This window comes from Neptuniibacter sp. QD37_6 (assembly GCF_047778085.1).
In the GTDB taxonomy this organism is placed as follows: Bacteria; Pseudomonadota; Gammaproteobacteria; order Pseudomonadales; family Balneatricaceae; genus Neptuniibacter.
The window spans coordinates 1358100-1377911 of the sequence record NZ_CP180550.1 but is presented as its reverse complement, the minus strand read 5'-3'; the positions used below and the strand labels follow the sequence as shown (position 1 = coordinate 1377911).

The 19812-nt window shown below is 42.8% G+C and carries 22 protein-coding genes and 1 tRNA gene; 5 read left to right on the top strand and 18 right to left on the bottom strand.

Annotated features, from left to right (window positions below):
• The first annotated feature begins 267 nt into the window (after positions 1–267).
• Together ACMXYO_RS06395 and ACMXYO_RS06390 are read left to right on the top strand one after the other, a co-directional pair.
• The gene (locus ACMXYO_RS06395; RefSeq protein WP_415887700.1) at positions 268–1593 is read left to right on the top strand and encodes a HAMP domain-containing sensor histidine kinase; all 1326 of its coding nucleotides are present in this window, start codon (positions 268–270) and stop codon (positions 1591–1593) included.
• Positions 1580–2236 carry a response regulator gene (locus ACMXYO_RS06390; RefSeq protein WP_415887699.1) on the top strand — a complete coding sequence of 219 codons (657 nt, stop codon included), beginning with the start codon at positions 1580–1582 and terminating at the stop codon, positions 2234–2236. Before ACMXYO_RS06395 ends, ACMXYO_RS06390 begins: the two co-directional genes overlap by 14 nt.
• Positions 2237–2369: 133 nt before the next feature.
• On the opposite strand, the gene ACMXYO_RS06385 is transcribed toward ACMXYO_RS06390, so the two are convergent.
• The 16 genes from ACMXYO_RS06385 to ACMXYO_RS06310 all read right to left on the bottom strand — a co-directional run bounded on the left by ACMXYO_RS06385 (position 2370) and on the right by ACMXYO_RS06310 (position 13279).
• A complete protein-coding gene (locus tag ACMXYO_RS06385; RefSeq protein ID WP_415887698.1) occupies positions 2370–2825 on the bottom strand; it encodes a hypothetical protein in 456 nt (151 codons plus the stop codon).
• A gap of 66 nt (positions 2826–2891) precedes the next feature.
• Positions 2892–4010, bottom strand: coding sequence for a DUF262 domain-containing protein (locus ACMXYO_RS06380; RefSeq protein WP_415887697.1), 1119 nt, complete (start codon positions 4008–4010; stop codon positions 2892–2894).
• A 1-nt stretch (position 4011) separates the two neighbouring features.
• Positions 4012–4722 carry a hypothetical protein gene (locus ACMXYO_RS06375; protein WP_415887696.1) on the bottom strand — a complete coding sequence of 237 codons (711 nt, stop codon included), beginning with the start codon at positions 4720–4722 and terminating at the stop codon, positions 4012–4014.
• On the bottom strand, positions 4709–5284 hold the full coding sequence (locus ACMXYO_RS06370) for a GNAT family N-acetyltransferase (protein WP_415887695.1): 576 nt from the start codon (positions 5282–5284) through the stop codon (positions 4709–4711). The genes ACMXYO_RS06375 and ACMXYO_RS06370 overlap by 14 nt, the downstream gene beginning before the upstream one ends.
• A 114-nt stretch (positions 5285–5398) precedes the next feature.
• A complete protein-coding gene (locus tag ACMXYO_RS06365) occupies positions 5399–6214 on the bottom strand; it encodes a hypothetical protein (protein ID WP_415887694.1) in 816 nt (271 codons plus the stop codon).
• Between the two features lie 35 nt (positions 6215–6249).
• Positions 6250–6696 carry a hypothetical protein gene (locus tag ACMXYO_RS06360; RefSeq protein WP_415887693.1) on the bottom strand — a complete coding sequence of 149 codons (447 nt, stop codon included), beginning with the start codon at positions 6694–6696 and terminating at the stop codon, positions 6250–6252.
• 96 nt (positions 6697–6792) lie between these two features.
• The gene (locus ACMXYO_RS06355) at positions 6793–7041 is read right to left on the bottom strand and encodes a hypothetical protein (RefSeq protein ID WP_415887692.1); all 249 of its coding nucleotides are present in this window, start codon (positions 7039–7041) and stop codon (positions 6793–6795) included.
• 262 nt (positions 7042–7303) lie between these two features.
• On the bottom strand, positions 7304–7849 hold the full coding sequence (locus ACMXYO_RS06350) for a hypothetical protein (RefSeq protein WP_415887691.1): 546 nt from the start codon (positions 7847–7849) through the stop codon (positions 7304–7306).
• A gap of 25 nt (positions 7850–7874) precedes the next feature.
• Positions 7875–8468 (bottom strand): inovirus-type Gp2 protein, encoded by a 594-nt coding sequence (locus ACMXYO_RS06345; protein WP_415887690.1) that lies wholly within the window; start codon positions 8466–8468, stop codon positions 7875–7877.
• Positions 8461–8670 (bottom strand): hypothetical protein, encoded by a 210-nt coding sequence (locus ACMXYO_RS06340; protein ID WP_415887689.1) that lies wholly within the window; start codon positions 8668–8670, stop codon positions 8461–8463. Before ACMXYO_RS06340 ends, ACMXYO_RS06345 begins: the two co-directional genes overlap by 8 nt.
• A complete protein-coding gene (locus tag ACMXYO_RS06335; RefSeq protein WP_415887688.1) occupies positions 8670–8945 on the bottom strand; it encodes a helix-turn-helix transcriptional regulator in 276 nt (91 codons plus the stop codon). The genes ACMXYO_RS06340 and ACMXYO_RS06335 overlap by 1 nt, the downstream gene beginning before the upstream one ends.
• 119 nt (positions 8946–9064) lie before the next feature.
• Complete coding sequence (locus ACMXYO_RS06330) at positions 9065–9631, bottom strand: hypothetical protein (protein ID WP_415887687.1); 567 nt, start codon at positions 9629–9631, stop codon at positions 9065–9067.
• 19 nt (positions 9632–9650) lie between these two features.
• Positions 9651–10835 carry a tyrosine-type recombinase/integrase gene (locus ACMXYO_RS06325; protein ID WP_415887686.1) on the bottom strand — a complete coding sequence of 395 codons (1185 nt, stop codon included), beginning with the start codon at positions 10833–10835 and terminating at the stop codon, positions 9651–9653.
• A 200-nt stretch (positions 10836–11035) separates the two neighbouring features.
• Positions 11036–11111 (bottom strand) — tRNA-Ala (locus ACMXYO_RS06320).
• A 169-nt stretch (positions 11112–11280) separates the two neighbouring features.
• Positions 11281–12783 carry a glutamate--tRNA ligase gene (gene gltX, locus ACMXYO_RS06315; RefSeq protein ID WP_415887685.1) on the bottom strand — a complete coding sequence of 501 codons (1503 nt, stop codon included), beginning with the start codon at positions 12781–12783 and terminating at the stop codon, positions 11281–11283.
• Between the two features lie 106 nt (positions 12784–12889).
• A complete protein-coding gene (locus ACMXYO_RS06310; RefSeq protein WP_415887684.1) occupies positions 12890–13279 on the bottom strand; it encodes a diacylglycerol kinase in 390 nt (129 codons plus the stop codon).
• A gap of 170 nt (positions 13280–13449) precedes the next feature.
• On the opposite strand from ACMXYO_RS06310, the gene dusA reads away from it, so the two are divergent.
• From dusA to ACMXYO_RS06295, 3 genes are all read left to right on the top strand, one after another.
• Complete coding sequence (dusA, locus tag ACMXYO_RS06305) at positions 13450–14433, top strand: tRNA dihydrouridine(20/20a) synthase DusA (protein ID WP_415887683.1); 984 nt, start codon at positions 13450–13452, stop codon at positions 14431–14433.
• Between the two features lie 17 nt (positions 14434–14450).
• Complete coding sequence (tal, locus tag ACMXYO_RS06300) at positions 14451–15401, top strand: transaldolase (RefSeq protein WP_415887682.1); 951 nt, start codon at positions 14451–14453, stop codon at positions 15399–15401.
• 127 nt (positions 15402–15528) lie between these two features.
• Positions 15529–17217: an HAD family hydrolase gene (locus ACMXYO_RS06295; RefSeq protein WP_415887681.1), complete on the top strand. Its 1689-nt coding sequence runs from the start codon at positions 15529–15531 to the stop codon at positions 17215–17217.
• Between the two features lie 90 nt (positions 17218–17307).
• Here the strand turns inward: ACMXYO_RS06295 and ACMXYO_RS06290 are convergent, their stop codons facing one another.
• Positions 17308–18474: an MFS transporter gene (locus ACMXYO_RS06290; protein ID WP_415887680.1), complete on the bottom strand. Its 1167-nt coding sequence runs from the start codon at positions 18472–18474 to the stop codon at positions 17308–17310.
• A 104-nt stretch (positions 18475–18578) separates the two neighbouring features.
• Positions 18579–19448 carry a polyamine aminopropyltransferase gene (speE, locus tag ACMXYO_RS06285; protein ID WP_415887679.1) on the bottom strand — a complete coding sequence of 290 codons (870 nt, stop codon included), beginning with the start codon at positions 19446–19448 and terminating at the stop codon, positions 18579–18581.
• Positions 19449–19812: the final 364 nt, after the last annotated feature.

Below are 19812 nucleotides of genomic sequence, written 5' to 3'. Positions count from 1 at the left end.
TTAATACCTATAATGTCGTATAAATCGATCAAAGTAAGATCGACTTTGATTACTTAAGCATAGAACTAAACTAACTTTTCCTTTTAAAAATCAACAGAGTGAACTTGACCACAAAAAGCGGGTTTATTGCCCGATACACAAACACGTTATCTACCTACAATATGAAACATTCTTTTAAGGCATAGATTCCAAAGACAAAGATTCTGTTTACTGATGAAGTCAATAAAACTCAACTTTCTGCTCATTTCTCTTGTGGCTATTTCGGGAATGGCGGCACTACTTATCTCTGCATTTATAGCTTTATATAAGACAGATGCGGACTCACGGAAACATGCGCTAGAGATCTCCGCTATCGTAAAGCAACAACTCGAATTTCAGGTTTTAAAAGTTCAAAACGATGTAATGGCGCCAGAGTACTTCCCAGACTTTTTTCTTTGGAAGCACTCTGCGGGCTTCACTGGGTTCTGTGTTTCCTTTGAAACAGATACAGGAGATATCACACGCAGTCTCTGTACAGGAGAACACACAGAGGAAGCATGGCCTTTATGGTTTGAAAAATTTTATCTCGCACTGTTCACTTCAGCAGAGGAAACCCGCGCAAAGATCACCTCTACAATTGGTATTAATGGCGACATCGTTGTTTCTCCAAGCAAACCTGTTTTATTAGATAATGCGTGGCAAAACATAATCACTTTGATGAAATTTTCCATCATTGTAGTCACAATTTTAAGCTTACTTCTATACCTGTTCCTGCGCTTGATTTTAAAGCCTCTCAAAAAAACTCACCGAGTATTAAATGAGATGCAAAAAGGCAATCTAAGCGCCCAAATTCCTCACTCACATATCAAAGAGTGGCAAGAAACGGCTACCGCGATAAATAACTTAGCAGCCAGCCTTAAAGAAACCTTAGATGACCGTAAAGAACTCTCATACAAGCTCCTAAACATCCAAGAGAACGAGAGACGCTATCTCTGTCGAGAGCTGCATGACGATATGGGGCAATACCTAACAGGGCTAAGAGCTATCTCCCATTTCCTGCAACTAGAAGTCGATAGTCAATGCCCAGAACTATCACCCAAAGTAAAGCAGGTAAACACGATCTCTGAAGAAATGATGGATTTGGTGAAAGACTTACTATTTCGTTTACGACCTGCAGACTTAGATGAGCTAGGTATCTGTGAAAACTTAAAATCGATGATTCAAGATTGGAATACTAAGCACTTCGATAAAAACTGTTCTATCACTTTAGCAGGCGATATTGACAGTATTCCAGCCGCAATAGCTGTAAACATTTTAAGAACCATCCAAGAGTGTTTAACAAATATTGTTAAACACGCCTCTGCCAGTGCAGCTGAAGTACATCTAACTTACTACCCAACAGATCATAAATATCTAATGTTAACGATCCAAGATAATGGCAATATGACTCAGCCTGAGCCTCTAATTAAACCGGGAAATGGTTTATTAGGTATCAAAGAGCGGATTAATGCGCTTAATGGTGAATTAGAGCTGAGTAAATCACCATTAGGCGGACTCAAAATAGCAGCGAGTATTCCTGTCTGCGAAATTAAGGAATCAAATGAGCACAGTTAATATTCTTCTAGTAGATGACCATGCTATTGTCCGCGAAGGTTACAGAGCACTTCTAAATCGCGAACCTAATTTCAACATTATCGCTGAAGCGGAATCTGGTGAAGAGGCATATTCCCTCTATCAACAACATTCACCTGACCTCGTTCTTTTAGATCTGTCGTTACCAGGGAAAGGTGGTTTAGCGACCCTTTTACAAATCCGCCAGTACGACCCTAAAGCCCAAGTTCTGATCTTCAGCATGCATCAAAACCCGGCGATGGCAAAAAAAGCGGTTGATGCGGGGGCCGGTGGCTACATAACCAAAAGTAGCGACCCTGACATACTCATTCAAGCAGTAAAAGATATTATCAACGGGAAATTAGCTATCAGTGATGATGTCTCACGGGCATTAGCTCTGGAAAGCTTGCAAGGTGAAGCCGCTATCCTTAGCAAACTATCAACTCGAGAGTTTGAAATTCTGCGAATGATGATTGCTGGAAAAACAAAAGATGAAGTAGCTGAGACGCTTTGCATAAGCGCTAAAACTGTTGCGAACAGTTACTACATCATCAAAAGTAAATTAGAAGTGAAAACTGATATTGAATTGATTCATACCGCTATTCAAGCAGGTATGCTCTCACCTGCTGAACTCATACCTAGTTAGTATAAGAGCGCCTAGCTCAATCAAATACCACATATAAGCATTTGAATTAAAATGGATATCGCCTTAAACCCTAAGGAAAGAACCCCCAAATATACCCCCAAATTAATTTGAAGGGCCAGGGGTGAGAATCAGCTTAGGAAGCTCGGAATAGCCTAGAGATCATACTCAATATGCCACTGATAAAGCCGCTCGTGCCAGCTTCATGCAATTCTTCTGTCTTATCAATATAAGGCTGCTGGGCTATCACATCACCTTTTTCAATGACCAGTTCCATCAGAATGCCCTGCTCCGTTTCGTAGACAAGGTTATCTGTTATCCAGACCGCAAGTAATGGCTTATCCTGCTTAAGCTTATACTTTCCCCGGACTTCCCTGAGAAATAGCTTAGAACCTATTACCTCCCATGATCCGATATACCCCCGCCAGCAACATGTACCGTAAGTGAGGCAGTCAGGATTATTCGGATCGAACTGCGATGGTGGCCAATTATCCCGCTCTAGTAGATGATCCATTGGAGGAAGATCCGGGGCTGATTGCATCCGCAGATCTTGAGCGCCTATTATTAGGGTTTCGCTGATTTGGTTAGTCATTTTTGATTTAATGCTTACAACACTGAAAAAACGACGCTTTGCATAGTTTTTCCGGTGCATCTTTTGTTAGGCATCTTCGTCATCTATTGCACTATCAAACAATCCGTCCTGCAGCGGGGTCATTTGCGATATAGGTAGCACTGATGAAACTACGCCTACCACTTCGTCTAGTATTTCCGATAATGCTATGTGGCGTCGTTTTCTATTTCCAAGATCAGATGATGCTCTTATAGATTTTCCGTAATCATTTACCTGCTTACTAAAATCATCACTTTCCCTATCAGAGCTTAAATATTGATTTACTTGTAAAGAAAAATCATCAAGCTTCTCTCTAACCAACTTACGGCATTCTTCCGATAAAGGAAGATTTCTTTCATGTGAAGCAAAATATAGGAATAATGAGTAGAAATCTGTTTTCTTCTTCCACCTAGTGGTTTTAATATCAGGGAATATTTGCTCAAGTTCATAAACAACCGATTTAAAAGTAGATATAAGATCATCTCGTTGTTCAAATTCCTCCTCATACTCTTGATAATACTTGTCAATTGTTTCCTTTTTGTTTTGATGTCCATGTAATAAAGCAATAGACAATTCAGAAATATATTCGATATCCAACATTCTGCGTATATTAAGAGGCGTAAAAATACCCGTTGTACTCCAATAATTAAAATTAGAGATATCTTGCATGGTCTGAATAAAGCCCCCCCAATAAGTAGCCTGTCTCAACTCTTGTTTATTAAGAGCAACGACATTTTTATTTAACCTCTGAAATATTGCTCGTATAGAATCATCAGACATTTCTGGAAGAAGTCTTACTATAAACGTATAGCCAAAAATCTTTTTCTTATCATCTCCTGATAAATCATCAAATCTCATCCCCCCCCAAGTCGGGGATTCATCATCTTTAATAACAAACTTTCCTTCAATAAAGTCTAGACAGGCTCTGGTTCTTTGTTGTCCATCGATAACAATATGTTGCTCACTTCCATCTTCACCAACAAATTCCTGCATATATATTTCAGGTACCGGATAGCCATTTAGAATACTATCAATTAGGTAGCTTTTTTGAGGCCAAGTCCAAACAGGATTTCTTTGAAAAGGCGGCTTCATCTGAAGATCACCAGAGTCATTAGCCTTTTTAAACCAAACTACTGTTCGGTTCGTTGTATTTAAAAATTTGGACATATCAAATTCCCTTCTCTAATTCTTGAGTGCGCAGGTTTTTGAGGTTATTTACCTGATAAGCTCTAAGGCTTTCAAAATCTTTATAAATTCTTGCTTTTATATTTCTACCTTGAGTTGGATGTTCTTGAGCCATTTTATCGAGTGCATCGGCCCATTTTTTGCCAAAAGGTAAATACGGCAAAATTTTGTCCGTGGCTATAGTTCCCCAATATATGTATTTTTGAACATGGTCGCGTACGGATTGCTTTGCAGGTTGGGGAAGTTTATGTATATCCGACCCTAAATTTCTCAAAAATCGCCATGATGTATTGAAAAAATACTCAGAGATGATGGCTACATCTATATCAGAGCCATCATCAAAATCTTTATAGTTTTTATTGGGGTTTAAACTAATACCAAAGGCTCCACTTCCAGTTATAACAATTTCAGAAGCATCAACTTCAACTAAAGCTGCAAGTTTATGTCGCCAATTTTCAAAAGCTCTTGGATCTCCATTAAAAGGATACGGAACCCTATTTAGAATCCACATTGATGCTACGAGGTCTGGGGAAGTCCCAATAAGCTCATCTATAAACTCTTTTCTTATGTCATTCATAATGCTTGATTGGTTAAAAGATTGCTCTATCTTTGCATAACGCCCAATATAAAGGACCGGAAAATAGAGGCGATCCAAGCCCGAAGGGCTCTCTTTGATATTTTTATACAGAACCAAGACGGATAAATCCCTTTTCTTGGAGCCTATGAGCAGTCCTTTTATAAAAAATAGAGTAGCGATTGTACGCACTATCATCTAAGCTTGGACGTTTAAAACGCGGCCGTGATGATCCTAGACCATAAGTCATTGCAAAATGAATATTATCTAGCTCCACTTGGCTAAGAGAAAAACCATTACTCTCAAAAAAAGGGATAGTTCTCTCTTTACACTCTAAAGTGAACCCCTCTTTACCTCTTGACCTTATTAGCTCTCTCATCAAAGTCCCTCCATAACCTGAACGTTGTTTTGATTTATGAACAGTCACTATATGGATATGGGGAGCTCCTTCTTCTGAATCGTCTCCATCAAAGATAAAACTATATGCGATATGCTTGTTTCTTTCAGAAAGCACATATAGTTTCCCTATACCTAATTCAAGCGCTGCTAAACATTCGGAGAAGAAAACCTGAATCCTTTCTTCATCGTATTCAGAAGCTAATGGCAACAAGGACAGAAAAAGTAAATCTTCAACTGTCTCTTGGGGAACACCATTATTAAAATCTATTTCATTAAATTCCATCTTAATTCTCAGATAGTTACCAGTACGAAGTATTACGCCCGGCTTTGGGCTGGCTTGTAGATCCGAAGCAGCGGAAAGAAGCCCTAGCCATAAAATGGCGCCAACAGCCGCTTGTTATGTATTTTCCTCGAGGTGTTTTATCGATAACTCTAAATATGTTCCAAGAAACCATACAAAGCATGCAGGAGTAACCCACACCAACATCATAAATAAAGAATGCTCTGGCCTCTCTACCGAGTATAGGATGAGAGTAAATACAAGCTCCATTAACAAGATAAAGAATGCGTTCCCATGCTCACGTAAATGTTTATATGACTCGACATATTCATCATGAATTGTAGTGCCTTCTTGCCGCTTCGATCGTTCACTTGACACCACCTTATAATAATTAAAAACATACTTTTTTGAGGTTATCAAAGAGCAGGCATACATAAAAACTTGTAGCCCAATAACTAACATAAAGGCAGATATAGAAAAAACCGTAAATAGCTGAACGCCTTTAGTAGGAAATAATTCATCAAAGCTTACATAGGACAAAAAGGTCAAGCTCAAAGCTATGAGAACACATATTATAACTTGCGCTGCACCATAATTAAGCTGACCAAAATATCTTATTGAATCACTATATTTAGAAGAAAATATCCCTCGGAGAGCATGCAGTACAAGTACTGGCGCACTAGAGATGTAACAGAATGCTAAGCCTACTGCACCGAGCACTATGGAATGAGCAAAGTCTAACTCTGTTATATTGGTTAAATTAGGCAGTATTTTTCCATTTAGTGGAGAGTCTTTATCAAAATTTAAGAATGATACGACCGCTACGCCTAGAACAGTACCAACAAAGTACCTTACAAAATAAAACTCCCACCAACGTCCATTCCCTGCTTGCTGATTTCCTTTCAATTCGATCAAAAACTCTCTTTTACTCACTGGATATCCTTAGTCCATTAATACAAAACGCCTTGTTAGCTGCTTTGTTTTGGCACAATTTGAATATGGAAATTTTTATACTTTGCAGTAAGTGCCTGCCTAGTAATAAAAATACCCACATACACCGTTATTGCTAAATTAACTGCAGCAAGCGATACCGCAAGAACAATGAATGATAAGCCTAACATTCCAACGACCATGGAAATTAGAAAATATGTAACAAGGGAGATTAAACCAGCACCCACAAAGTAGCGCCAAGTGCACTGCCACCATATAGGAAGCGCTATATGATAAAACGATAATTCCGAAGAAAAGAAATTCTCCCTTGGCGAAGAGGCCGTGATGGAATAACCTGCTTTCTGGCGGTATTGAAGCTCTCTCTTAATGGATTCTGCCCGATCGGGATATTCTTCACTATCAACACCGTCCAGCGCCTCTAGTAATTCCCTAATTGAATAGTTTTTATAATCTGGAGGATTCATTCCTTTCTCCGATTAAACAGCTAACGCTCAGCGCACGGGCGAGCGGAGCGGGTCCAGCCCGCTAGTCTGCTTTCGTAGCATGTCCTTTAATACAAGTCAGATCAGTGACGCTCCTGTCAAGCTAGTTTCTCCCGGTTCAAAGTTATCTGCAGGATATTCAGTGTAGTTATCTACAATCTTTATACTGTTTGAGCACTTTTCACATGAATCCTCAAAACTGCCCCAATATTCGATGCGAGCGCCCATACCGCCTTCGCTTGCTTCCTGTTCGTACTCTACATCTGAGAAATCTACTGTACCGACAGTTTGACATTCGTCACACTTGAATTTGACTACTTTGGTCATAACCATTTCCTTTGGTTGATTTGTACTTATAACATTTTAATTAAGAGCTCACGTGATTTCTGACTACACGGGAAGCCAGAACGACCTTGATAAAATGATCCTAAATAGCTTATAGACAGCACTGCCATTTTCCTCCGATAAAAACGAGCATGCGCATTTTGATGACTAACTGCGCATACTTATCTGCACAGAAAACTCCTTAAGTACCTAATATGTAACTGTTTAATAGAAAAGGCAAGGGTTACTAACTAGGATCTATGATCTAGCCCAATTGATCACACAATGCCTGATATTCAGGTAACAATCGCTCAAAAGTTGACCAGTGCATATTCTTGGTTTTGGTGAACCCGAAGCCTGACTCATAATCATCGAACAACAAACGGCCCAATCGATGCTTCTTGAGTAAGAGTCTTCCGTACTTGGTTTCATTGCTGGATCTATATGAAAGGTGATGACAGCTTCGACAAGCAAAGCAGCCATCTTTGAGGTACATCACAAGAGAGCGGCTGTGACAGCCTGGGCAAAGAAACCACTTGCGGTAGCCACCATAGTGGCAGGGCGTGTGATCAAAAGACAGTCTCTGCTCCTTCACATCGCTTTGATCACCATAACGAAGGGTGATGCCTGACAAATCACAATGGTATGCAACCTGCCCTACATCAGCTCCTGCTAGGCTCCAGCTCAAGATTCCTTTACCACCAGCATCAAATACCCCCTCTTTCTTCAGGTAACGCAGATCAACGCTAGGGACCTGATCGGTTGTGACAGATCGAGTAAACCGATAATACTTTCCGCGACCAGATCCCATTAGTATCTCCTTTAAACCCAAATCATTAGGCAGCTACACCCAAGTCAACCTTGGGCTTAAGTCTGCTGCCGTTATACTTATTTTTACGCGGAGGAAGGCCTTCCTTAGTTGCGACCTTAGCAAGATAAGAAGCTCGATTAAATGCATCCAAATAAGCCTCTGTATCACCACGCTGTACCATGTAATAGCAGTTCTTTGGGGTGTACGGCTTAGGTTGACCCCAACGCATCCAGATTTCTTCTACAATCTCGATAATCTTATAAGAGGTCTGATGTTTATTACCGTCTAGCAGCAGTACAACATGATAGTGATGCCCTCCACTTTCACCCATCTCACGACACCAGATATAACCGAAGCGATTCTGATTCAAGCGACTAGCAAATGGGCGTTTCAACGCATCCCAAAAATCACTGAGCATTTTATTACTCTCTGTAAAGTACTTCATCTTCAGATCCACCCTAACCACCAGCATTTTACAGTGGTAGCTCAACATAGCGTCGAACTGCCCCTGGATAGTGTCCAAAGCACCAGCATAATGCCCCTTACCAGCCTTGCTGTCAGGTAGATGATACTCAACCCCGTTAATCATAATTGGCACTCCCTTATTGATCTTATTCATTGGGCACCTCCAACAGCACAACCATATTGATTGCACTAACCAACAGACCGTTAAGTAATACTGCTGTATAGATTGTATAGATAATATGAAATACCGAGCCAAAAATGCCGGTAGCCAGACAGAACAAAGTAGCTATGACGAGGGCTGCACGGAAATCACCTGCCAAAATTGCATGCAGGAATAAATGACGCTGATTATTCATTACTTCACCTCCGATAATTCAGAGATAAGCTGGTGGATATCTTCAGCTTTCCAAACGGTCGTACGATGGCCCCACTTGATGCCTGTTGGATAGATACCTTCGCGGACACCAGTCCACCATGTGTTCTTGCTAACAGGGATTAACTTCAGGATCTGATCAATACGAACAAAGCCGGTAGCAGGAACTACCGCATATGGATCAGCTAATGGAGAGTTGTGAAACTCGCGCTTCACAGAAGAGGCTTTAGTGCAGGATTTCACAATCGTGCTTTTCATGGTAATCACCTATATCAGTAGTGAGCTCTGATAAGGCCAATCCGTATCAGTAGCTCTTTGTGAGAACTGATACGGAATTATCTACATGAAAATCCTAAAGCCGAGGACAACTAAAGCGTTTAGTTGTCGCCTTGGTCTGAATTTAGTACGGAATACCTTCCGGTTCTTTTCCGCCACCTACGACAAGCGGTCAAAAACGTTTTAACATCGGTATCGTAGAGCCCGCGCATATCAAGGTATTCCTCAATTTTTTTCTGAACCAGGCCATCCCGTTTAATTTCCTGAAGGTCCCCCTCGCCCGCAAGCCAAAGATGGAAGTCCTCGATATTGAAGTCATGCATGACAGAAGCTGCATGATTACCAACGCTCTTTCGCTTGGGACCAAAGAAGTAATGTTCTAACTCCGCTTGGTTGCCTGTCATAGCGTAAGCTTTAAAACAAGAATGAATAGCAATCATGATTTCTGGTGGCGGATATATACCCTTTTCAATCATCACCATGAAAGCCTCATGGGGATTGGCATAGGCGTCTTTATCTATTACGCGCTCTGGCACTGCTTTGTTATAGGAGCGCTCCCACACGTCATTTAGCGAGTGAATCCTACCATTTACTCTTGTTGTAAGAGTTTCACGCAGCTCTTCAACGTGTTCCCATGAATTCAGATAATCTAATGGTTTGTCTGACATGACGGTACCCTTTAACAAATTAGTCTTTCAGCTCGTAAAGATAATCAGCCCAACGCTGCATCATTTCTCGCCTCTGCGGTAAGTGAGTGGTCCGGTTGTATGCCCGACCCAACGTATCCTTAACCGCATGCGCTAGCTGGTGCTCAATTAGCTCTACCCTCTCCCCAAGCACTTCATCCAGAATGGTTCGCGCCATTGCCCGGAAGCCATGCGCGGTCATTTTTTCTTTTGGGATACCCATATTTCGGAACGCTGAAAGGATAGCGTTATCGCTCATTGGGCGGCGCGGACTTCTGGCGGAAGGAAACACATATTGCCAATTTCCCGAGAACAACTGCTGCTCTTTAAGGATCTCGATAGCTTGCGTGCTAAGGGGAATAATGTGATCTACCCCCATTTTCATTTTCTCGCCCGGAATACGCCACTCAGCAGAATCAAAGTCGATCTCAGACCATTCAGCCTTGCGCAATTCAGATGGTCGAACGAAGACCAGCGGTGCGAGCTGCAATGCAGCCCTGACAGTGATAGTCCCCTCATAACTGTCGATCATACGAAGGAGCTTGGCCACCTCTTCCGGTTCTGTAATTGCGGGAAAGTGCTGACGTTTGAAGGGAGCAAGAGCACCTGTAAGATCCTGCGTGATATCTCGATCAGCACGACCGGTTGCTACCGCATATCGGTAGATCTGTCCCGTTAACTGCTTAACTCTGTGAGCGGTATCCAGAGCCCCACGGCCTTCGACCTTGCGGAACGCCCTTAAGAGTAAAGGAGGTTGGATATCATCGAATGAAAGACTGCCAATGAACGGAAACAGGTCACGCTCAATAGCCCTGAGCACCTTATCAGCATAACCTTCAGACCATTTGATCTTCTGCTGCTGATGCCACTCTCTGGCAACCATCTCAAAATTGTTCTGATGCGCTTCAACTCGTTGCGCTTGCACAGCCTGTTTGTGTTGTGATGGGTCAATCCCCTGTTCAAGTAGCTCTCTGGCTTCGTCAGTCGCCTTACGCGCTTTTTTCAGGGTGATTTCGGGGTATACGCCTATTGAAAGAAGTTTCTCTTTACCGGCAAAGCGGTACTTCAATCGCCAGTATTTACTGCCGTTTTTCTTAATTAAAAGAAACAGACCTCGTCCATCGCTGAGCTTGTAATCCTTATCCCTAGGTTTGGCCTGTCTGATTTTTGTATCAGTGAGTTTCATTACTACCTCAAGGTCCAAGATAAGACATTGGGGGTACCTAGGGGTATAAAACTCAGATTTTGGAAATATACCCCCAAATACACCCCCAATTCGGGGGTATCTATGTGTGCGCATGAGTACGCATCGATGAAGAGCATATACAAAAAAACCAGCAATTACGCTGGTTTAGAAGACTTTAAGTACTCATCAGTACTTAGAATTGGTGGAGCCTAGCGGGATCGAACCGCTGACCTGTTCGCTGCCAGCGAACCGCTCTCCCAGCTGAGCTAAGGCCCCATATATGAAGTGTTGGCTATAGTAATTAGCCGTAAAAACAGTGTCAAGAAAGATTGAAAGTTATCGAAGTCAGCTAAGTGCAGGAAAAATCAGTAAAAAGCGTGACGATAACTGAAGTCGGCTGAACCTAACTGGTTTCGCCGACTTCTTCGCTTACAGAGTAAGCCTATTACCCTTCAATCTGCGCACTTAGTGCTCGGTATTCTTTTTCCCAACGTTTCGCTTCTTTCTTAGAAGGACCGCCAAGAACATTGACCGCATGGCGTAAACGCGCACGTGTCATATCTGGACCTAGGATCGCCATAGAATCCATCACAGAAACAGTCTGGTTAGTACCGGCTACCGCAATAAACAATGGGAATAGGAAGTCACGGATTTTGTAATCCATCGCTTCAGCAAGCTGTTTAAGCTGACCGAATAGACGATCTTTATTCCACTGGGTTTCAGTATCTAGCAACCATACTGAGTACTGCAGCATTTTGCGGATATCATCAAGTTCCAATGATTTATGCGCAAAATCTTCTTCTGTGATATCCAGCATGCCGGATAGGAAGAAGCTCGCAAGTGGAGCTACATCAGACAGTTTTTCAACACGCTGTTGAATCAATGGAACGATCTGCATCAGGTATTCAGGGTTTAACGCCCACTCCTGATACTTAGCTGCAAATTGCGCAGGATCTAAGTCTTCACGCAACCATAGGCCATTCAACCAGCTTAGTTTTTCCTGATCGAAGATTGGACCACCAAGAGATACACGCTGAATATCGAAGTTATCGAACATCTGTTGACGTGTGAATTTCTCGCTCTCATCCGGCATAGACCAACCCATGCGAGCAAGGTAGTTCAACAATGCTTCTGGCAAGAAGCCCATACGCTGATAGTACAGAATACTCGTAGGGTTCTTACGCTTAGATAGCTTAGATTTGTCCGGGTTACGAAGAAGCGGCATATGACATAGCTTCGGCATATCCCAACCAAAGTATTCATATAGTAACTTATGCTTAGGTGCTGAGTTAATCCACTCTTCACCACGGATAACGTGCGTGATCTCCATTAGGTGATCATCTACGACGTTTGCCAAGTGATAAGTCGGCATACCATCGGATTTAAGCAGAATCTGAGCATCAACCATGCCCCACTCCAGCTCAATAGTACCGCGAAGCATATCGTCAACTTCACAGGCACCTTCACCTTCAGGTACAGCCATACGCACAACATAAGGCGCGCCCGCTGCTTTACGCTTTTCTACTTCCTCTTCAGGAAGGGCAAGATCGCTTTGCTTAAGTGCAGTGTGACCACCAGCGGCGCGACGAGCAGTACGTAACTCATCCAACTCTTCAGATGTGCGGTAGCAAAGGAACGCTTTGCCTTCTTCGACCAACTGCATCGCGTATTTTGCATAGTCAGCTTTACGTTCGCTTTGACGGTAAGGACCGTAAGGGCCACCTACGTCTGGACCTTCATCCCATTCCAAACCTAACCAACGTAGCGAGTCCAGAATCTTCTGTTCAGATTCATCCGTACTACGCGTTTGGTCTGTATCTTCTATACGCAAGATAAACTGACCGCCATGCTGACGAGCAAAGGCTAGATTGAACAATGCGATATAGGCTGTGCCTACATGAGGGTCACCTGTTGGAGAAGGTGCAACACGGGTACGAACGGTCGTCATTGGTGTCCTTGGAAATCTGATAAAAATGAATAGCGGCAATTATATACTTAGCGGCCCTTTTCGGGCCACTAAGAAATCAATTAGGCGATAGATAATGGGAGAGAAACTATAAATAGTTTTCCCAAAGTACAGCACCCCAGATCAAGCCACCCATAATCAGTGCGACCATCACGACGGCTGAGCCTAAATCTTTGGCAAGCCCTGCTAACTCATGGAACTCAGTGCCCGCGCGATCGACTACCGCTTCAATGGCGCTGTTAACCAGCTCAAAAGCTAACACCAATAAGCAAGTGCAGATTAAAGCAGCCAATTGCATAGGGCTTTGCGCCACAAAAAAAGATAGAGGAATAAGCACCGCACTCCCCCATACCTCATAGCGAAAAGCAGGCTCTTGAACATAAGCAGCTTTCAGGCCCTGCCATGAATAAATTGAAGCATAATAAAAACGCTTTAGACCCGTATTCTTGGCAGCCCCACCCTGTGGTTTATCGCTCATGGTAAAGTCATTTCCCTAAATTTATCGCCTAGCACTAGAAGCAAAGGCTATCACTTCTACATTGGGTTCCGTACAAATAGTTAGACAAAATCCACCTATGTGCAGCGCAAAATCGGTAGACAGTATATAATCGCCTCTGTTCTTCGATTTTGATTGTATCTACACATTTAATGACCTCTACAACAGATAACCTAAACCGTCGCTTTACCGTTGCACCAATGATGGACTGGACGGACCGTCACTGCCGCTATTTTCACCGTATTTTGAGTCGCCAAGCGGTTTTATATACCGAGATGGTAACTACCGGTGCTTTGATCCATGCCGAAGCAGATCGTTTTCTGCGTTATAACACACAGGAACAACCTGTTGCGTTGCAGTTAGGTGGCAGCAACCCAGCCGATTTAGCTCAATGTACCAAGATGGCTGAGGATTATGGTTACAATGAGGTGAATCTTAACGTCGGCTGCCCTAGCGATCGCGTTCAAAACAATATGATCGGTGCCTGCCTAATGGCTCATCCGCAGTTAGTCGCTGAATGTTTAGAAACGATGCAAGCTGCAGTAAAGATACCTGTTACGGTAAAACACCGTCTTGGTATCGACGATATGGACAGCTATGAAGAGCTAGTCAGCTTTGTTGAGACTGTACGCAGCAGTGGTTGTAATGTTTTTATTATCCATGCGCGCAAAGCGATTCTTCAGGGCCTAAGCCCCAAAGAAAACCGCGATATTCCGCCATTGAAATATGACTGGGTTTACCAAATAAAGCAGGAATTCCCTGATTTAGAAGTTCACATTAATGGCGGCATCAAGACTCTCGAAGAGTGTCACACACATTTGCAACATATTGATGGTGTAATGCTAGGCCGCGAAGCCTACCAAAACCCTTATCTTTTGGCTGATGTAGATAACGAGTTATACGCCTGTCCTGATGAGAAAATCAGCCGTAAAGGGGCTGCACTAGCAATGGTGCCGTATATTCAAGAACAGTTAGCAGAAGGTGTTTCGCTACACCACATCACGCGGCATATGCTTGGGCTATTTCACGCGCAACGCGGTGGTAAACAGTTCCGCCGCTTTATTAGCGAAAATGCGCATAAACCTGGCGCTTCAATTGATGTACTCTTTGAAGCACTGGAACGTGTACCAGATTAGAATGGACTACTAGAAAGATGACAAGTCAGTTAGAAAAGCTAAAAGAAATTACTACTGTTGTTGCTGATACCGGTGATATCGAAGCTATTGCTCGCTTTAAACCTGTTGATGCGACCACTAACCCATCACTACTGCTAAAAGCCGCTGAGCTTCCACAATACAGCGCTCTATTAGAAACAGCTAAGCGCTGGGCGACTGAAAAAGCCGGTAGTGAACAAGAAGTATTGGACAACATGACTGATCGCCTTGCGGTAGAGATCGGTCGTGAAATTCTAAATATCATCCCAGGTCGCATCTCAACAGAAGTCGATGCCCGTTTATCGTTTGATACGCAAGCAACATTGGAACGTGCACGTAAGCTGATCGGCCTTTATGAAGAAGCCGGTATCTCTAAAGATCGAATCCTGATAAAAATTGCTTCTACTTGGGAAGGTATTCAAGCAGCACGTCAGCTCGAGCAAGAAGGTATTAACTGTAACCTAACTCTGCTATTTAGCTTTGCCCAAGCGGCAGCATGCGCAGATGCTGGCGTTTACCTGATCTCTCCTTTCGTTGGCCGTATTCTTGATTGGTTTAAAGCGAACGAAGAAGGCGACTTTACCGGCGCGAACGACCCAGGCGTTCAATCAGTAACGGGCATCTACAACTATTACAAAGCGAATGGTTATAACACCATCGTGATGGGTGCGAGCTTCCGTAACATTGGCGAGATCCAAGAGCTAGCAGGTTGTGATCGCTTAACAATCGCTCCAGCCCTAATGCAAGAATTAGAAGACAGCACTGATGAGCTGCCAACTAAACTTTCACCTAAATCCGCAGCTTCTGAGCAAGGTAAACTTTCTTTGAGTGAAGCTGAATTCCGCTGGATGATGAACGAAGATGTCATGGCTACAGAAAAGCTGGCTCAAGGTATCCGCAGCTTCGCAGCCGATCAGATCAAGCTAGAGAAGTTACTGTCAGCGGTATAAACGTTTCTATCACTAGATAATAAAGCCCTTAACAGCATAAAACTGTTAAGGGCTTTTTCTTTATTAATCAATATCCTGTCTATACTGATTTCTATGCCACTCTCAATTTTGGCTGAGGAGATCAGATATGGATACCGTTGTACTCCCCTACCCTAAGCTCATGCTGTTTGACTGGCATGGCACTCTTGTCGATACCCACGGCGCAATGTATCAAGCCATCGAAGATATGCTTGCTCAATTAGACGAGCTAAATCTCACCCGACACATTCTCCCTGAAGAAAAAGCTAAAACCGAAGATGACGAAAAGCTCATTCGCTATATCCGTATCTATCGACATCTGCATCCACGAGTTTTAGCAGAACAACGTATATCCAGAACCGATGTATTTGAGGTTTTGTTTGGCGATAACGACCAGGCTAATGCTATTGCTCACAAAGCTTACAATAACTGCTATAGAAACCACTACGGCAGTGTAAAGCCTTTCCAAGCAGGTATGTATGAGTACCTCACTTATCTGAAAAAGTTAGGTATTAAGATCGGTGTTGTTACCAACCGTAGCCGTGAATTTCTAGAACCCGAATTAGCAGCTGTAGAAAATGGTCGTTGGAAAGAGTTATTTGATGTCACACTTTGTGGTGATGAAATGTTGCACTACAAGCCGGCCCCTAGCTCGATGATTCAGGCAAGTAAATCGGTCGATGAGCTGGCTGATCAGCACCTTTGGTATGTAGGCGATAGTGTAACTGATATGATGACTGCAACCAAAGCTGGCGTGACACGAGTCTTTTATAATGGCGCGCTGTGGAGCCCTCACTGGTTTGAACAAGTCTTCGCCGAAAGTGCTCATCATCAATATGATCCAGATGTAATCATTGATGACTTTGATGAACTGCTAGATCTAGTCCTTGAAAGTAGAAATGGTGTAACTTCTCCCGACTTAATTCAGCAGCGACCTCCTCGCCTTCCACCTCGAAAACCTCAACCACAAAGACAAGAACCTGATTGGCACCCTGCGGTTGTAAACCTTACCTACCCCAAAGTCGTTTTATTCGATTGGCATGCAACTCTCGTTGATACCCTTGATGCAATGTATCACGCGGTAGACGATATGCTTAAAGATCTCCGTAATATGGGGCTTTTGGAACAGTTAGTTGATTCTGCAAAATGCAAATCTCCCGATGACCAACGATTAGTTGATTATGTCCGCGAAAATTTAAGCTTACACCCCAAAATAAAGCTCGATCGTAAGATATCCAGAACAGATATCTTTGAGATTCTTTTTGCAGATAATGAAGTAGCTAAGAAACTGGCCCATAAAGGTTTTACGGAACACTACCGTAAATACTACGGAACTGCCCTCCCCTTTGAGCCAAAAGTTCGCAATATGCTTGAGGGCTTAAGAAAATTAGGATTAACCGTTGGCGTGATTACTAATCGTGATCGCGAATTCTTTATTCACGAACTCAATACCGTCGATGATGGCTGGGCACATCTATTTGATACAGAGATCTGCGGCGATGATACCGTTCAACGAAAACCACATACCGATCAAATTCTAAAAGCTGCTGACAATCTTAATTGTGATCTCGGTATGGACATCTGGTATGTCGGCGATAGTACCACCGATGTGATCGCAGCAAAGTCTGCAGGAATCACCAGTGTATTCTTTAACGGAGCTCAGTGGGATCAGCCTTGGCTAAATAAGATATTCCCAGGGAATGAACGCTACCCTTACAAACCCGATGTAGTAGTTAATGACTTTTCTGAGTTTTGGGCACTGATGCTTTCTTGTAGAAAGCAACAAGCTAAACCCTAACAGCAGATTACTCTCATAATGAATATGAATGAATATCTAGGCTCAATTACATCCTGAGCCTAGTTTCCCCCGTAACCACAACGACCAAATTCAAGCTTCAGATCGTTGCGGGAATATCCAAATAAACGCCAGAATGACCGCAAACAGACTTGCTAGAGCTGATACAGAGAAAGTAGTTAAAGGCCCAAAGTCATCCCATAACAAGCCACTTACATAAGCCCCCAGAGCACCACCCACTCCGAAACCTACGCTGGAAAATAAGGCTTGGCCCTGTCCATGGGTTTTCTCGGTGAAATACTGATGCACTAGAGCTATTCCAACTGCATGTAGAGTTCCAAAAGTTGCGGCATGTAGGGTTTGGGCAAATAGCATTATCCATAGGTTTTCAGGGATTAAACCGATCACCCACCAGCGCACCACACACAATAACAAGCTGACTAACATGATATTTCGTATACCCCATCGCTGGATCATCCAGTGCATATAGATAAAGATGATCACTTCCGCGATAACCCCTACCGCCCAAAGTAACCCGACCTCTGATCGACTAAATCCAACATCAACCATCAATACGCTATAAAAGGTGTAGTAGGCCCCGTGTCCGAATTGAACGAGAAAGCAGATAATAAAGAAGACAATGACCTGCGGGCGTAACAACAATTGCATGAAGCTACGCTGATCTGTAGATAAATGAAGAGTATCCGATTGCGAGGTCGAGATAGGGATAAAGAGAGTATTCACCCAGATCAAGATCATTAACCCGAACAAAATCCAAGGTAACCAACGGATATCAATATAATCCAGCAAAGCGCCAAGGCCTGCGACTGTTACTATAAACCCAATGGAACCCCATAGTCTGATGCGACTATATCGCGCTTTTTCTTTACCAAGCTGGCTTAAGGTAATTACCTCAAATTGAGGAAGCACCGCATTCCAGAAAAAACTAAAACCTAACATTACCAGCCCTATGCCTAAGGCGGTTGTTTGCCAGAAAATACCGATAAACATAATGCAGGTCATTAACGCGCCAAATCGGACTATCTCGACACGCTTGCCGCTTCTGTCAGCCATCCAGCCCCATAAATTAGGCGCTACTATTCGGGATAATTGCAGCAAAGCCATCAGCGAACCAATGGTCTGTGCATCAAATTGAAATGATTTAAGGTAAAGGCTCCAATATGGAACCAAAGCGCCTAGTAAAGCGAAATAGAAGAAATAGAACCCAGAAAGGCGAATATACTGATCGAACTGCGACATAAGCTGATCTGTTCCTTTCTAGGGTTAGTAAGAAATAAAAAGCCGGTTCACCTAACGGCAACCGGCTATCGAAAAAACAAGTTAACTAGATGTGCTTTTAGCCATCATGCATCTTTTAATGCATTTAATAAATACTGAGGTAGGCCAAAGCAACCTAAGTGCATCTGCGGGTTATAGTAACGTGTTTCTATGCCGCTGTTGTCATAGCGTTTCTGTAACTCTGCAAGATCAATATTTCGTAATGATTCATTATCAGAACCCCACGCCAAGGTCATCACACCACCGATATAAGTAGGTACAGCGGCTGTGTAGAATGATTGATCTTTAAAGTATGGGCTAAGGCGACGACGCGTCGTAATCACTTCATCTTGTTGCAGGAAAGGCACGCCATTTTGTGCCACAAAAACTCCACCCTCTGTCAGTAAATTCTTACACCCTTCGTAAAAACGGCTTGAGAACAGAACCTCACCGGGGCCTACAGGGTCTGTACAGTCAGAAATGATAACGTCGAATTTTTCAGCTGTTTGATTAACGTACTCAACACCATCAGCAATAACAATATTGGCACGCGGATCTTCAAAAGCACCTGCTGAGTGATTTGGCAGATATGTTTTACACATATCGATTACTGCTTGATCGATCTCTACTTGAGTAACATGCTCAACCGATTGGTGACGGCAAACTTCACGCAGAATACCCCCATCACCTCCGCCGATAATCAAAACTCTTTTTGCATTCCCATGAGCCAAGATAGGCACGTGCGTTAACATTTCATGGTACACAAACTCATCTCTTTCCGTAGTTTGAATAATCCCGTCCAACGCCATCACAGTGCCATAAACGGGATTACGGAAAATAATCAGATGCCAAGAATCCGTTTGTTGCTCGAACAACACTTCCTCTACATCAAATTCCTGACCGTAGCCTTTATGGAGTGTTTCTTTGTATAAATTTTCTTTTAATGACGTTGTCACTTGCTTTACTCGCTAACTAACGAAAAAAGGGGTAGCACTGCTAAACGCACTACATTAATTTAGAGTATAAACCTAACTTCGCAGGCCTTAAATTTTGGCCGCATTTATACCCCGAAAAAGGTAAAAAACAAAGCATTTCCACACCATCTAGAGCACAAAAATTCTACATCATTCAACACCGCTATTTCGTGGAATTCAACCCATCTATCGGACTAACATTTTCATTCAACCCTAATAACATTTTTGATCAAGCAATTAGAAATAAATTTATTATTTGCTCCTTTATCCATTTTATGAACTTTTTTTTACAACATTAGAATCTACCGAATCACGCTCCAGCCCCTACAACCAAAGGCCTAGCGCC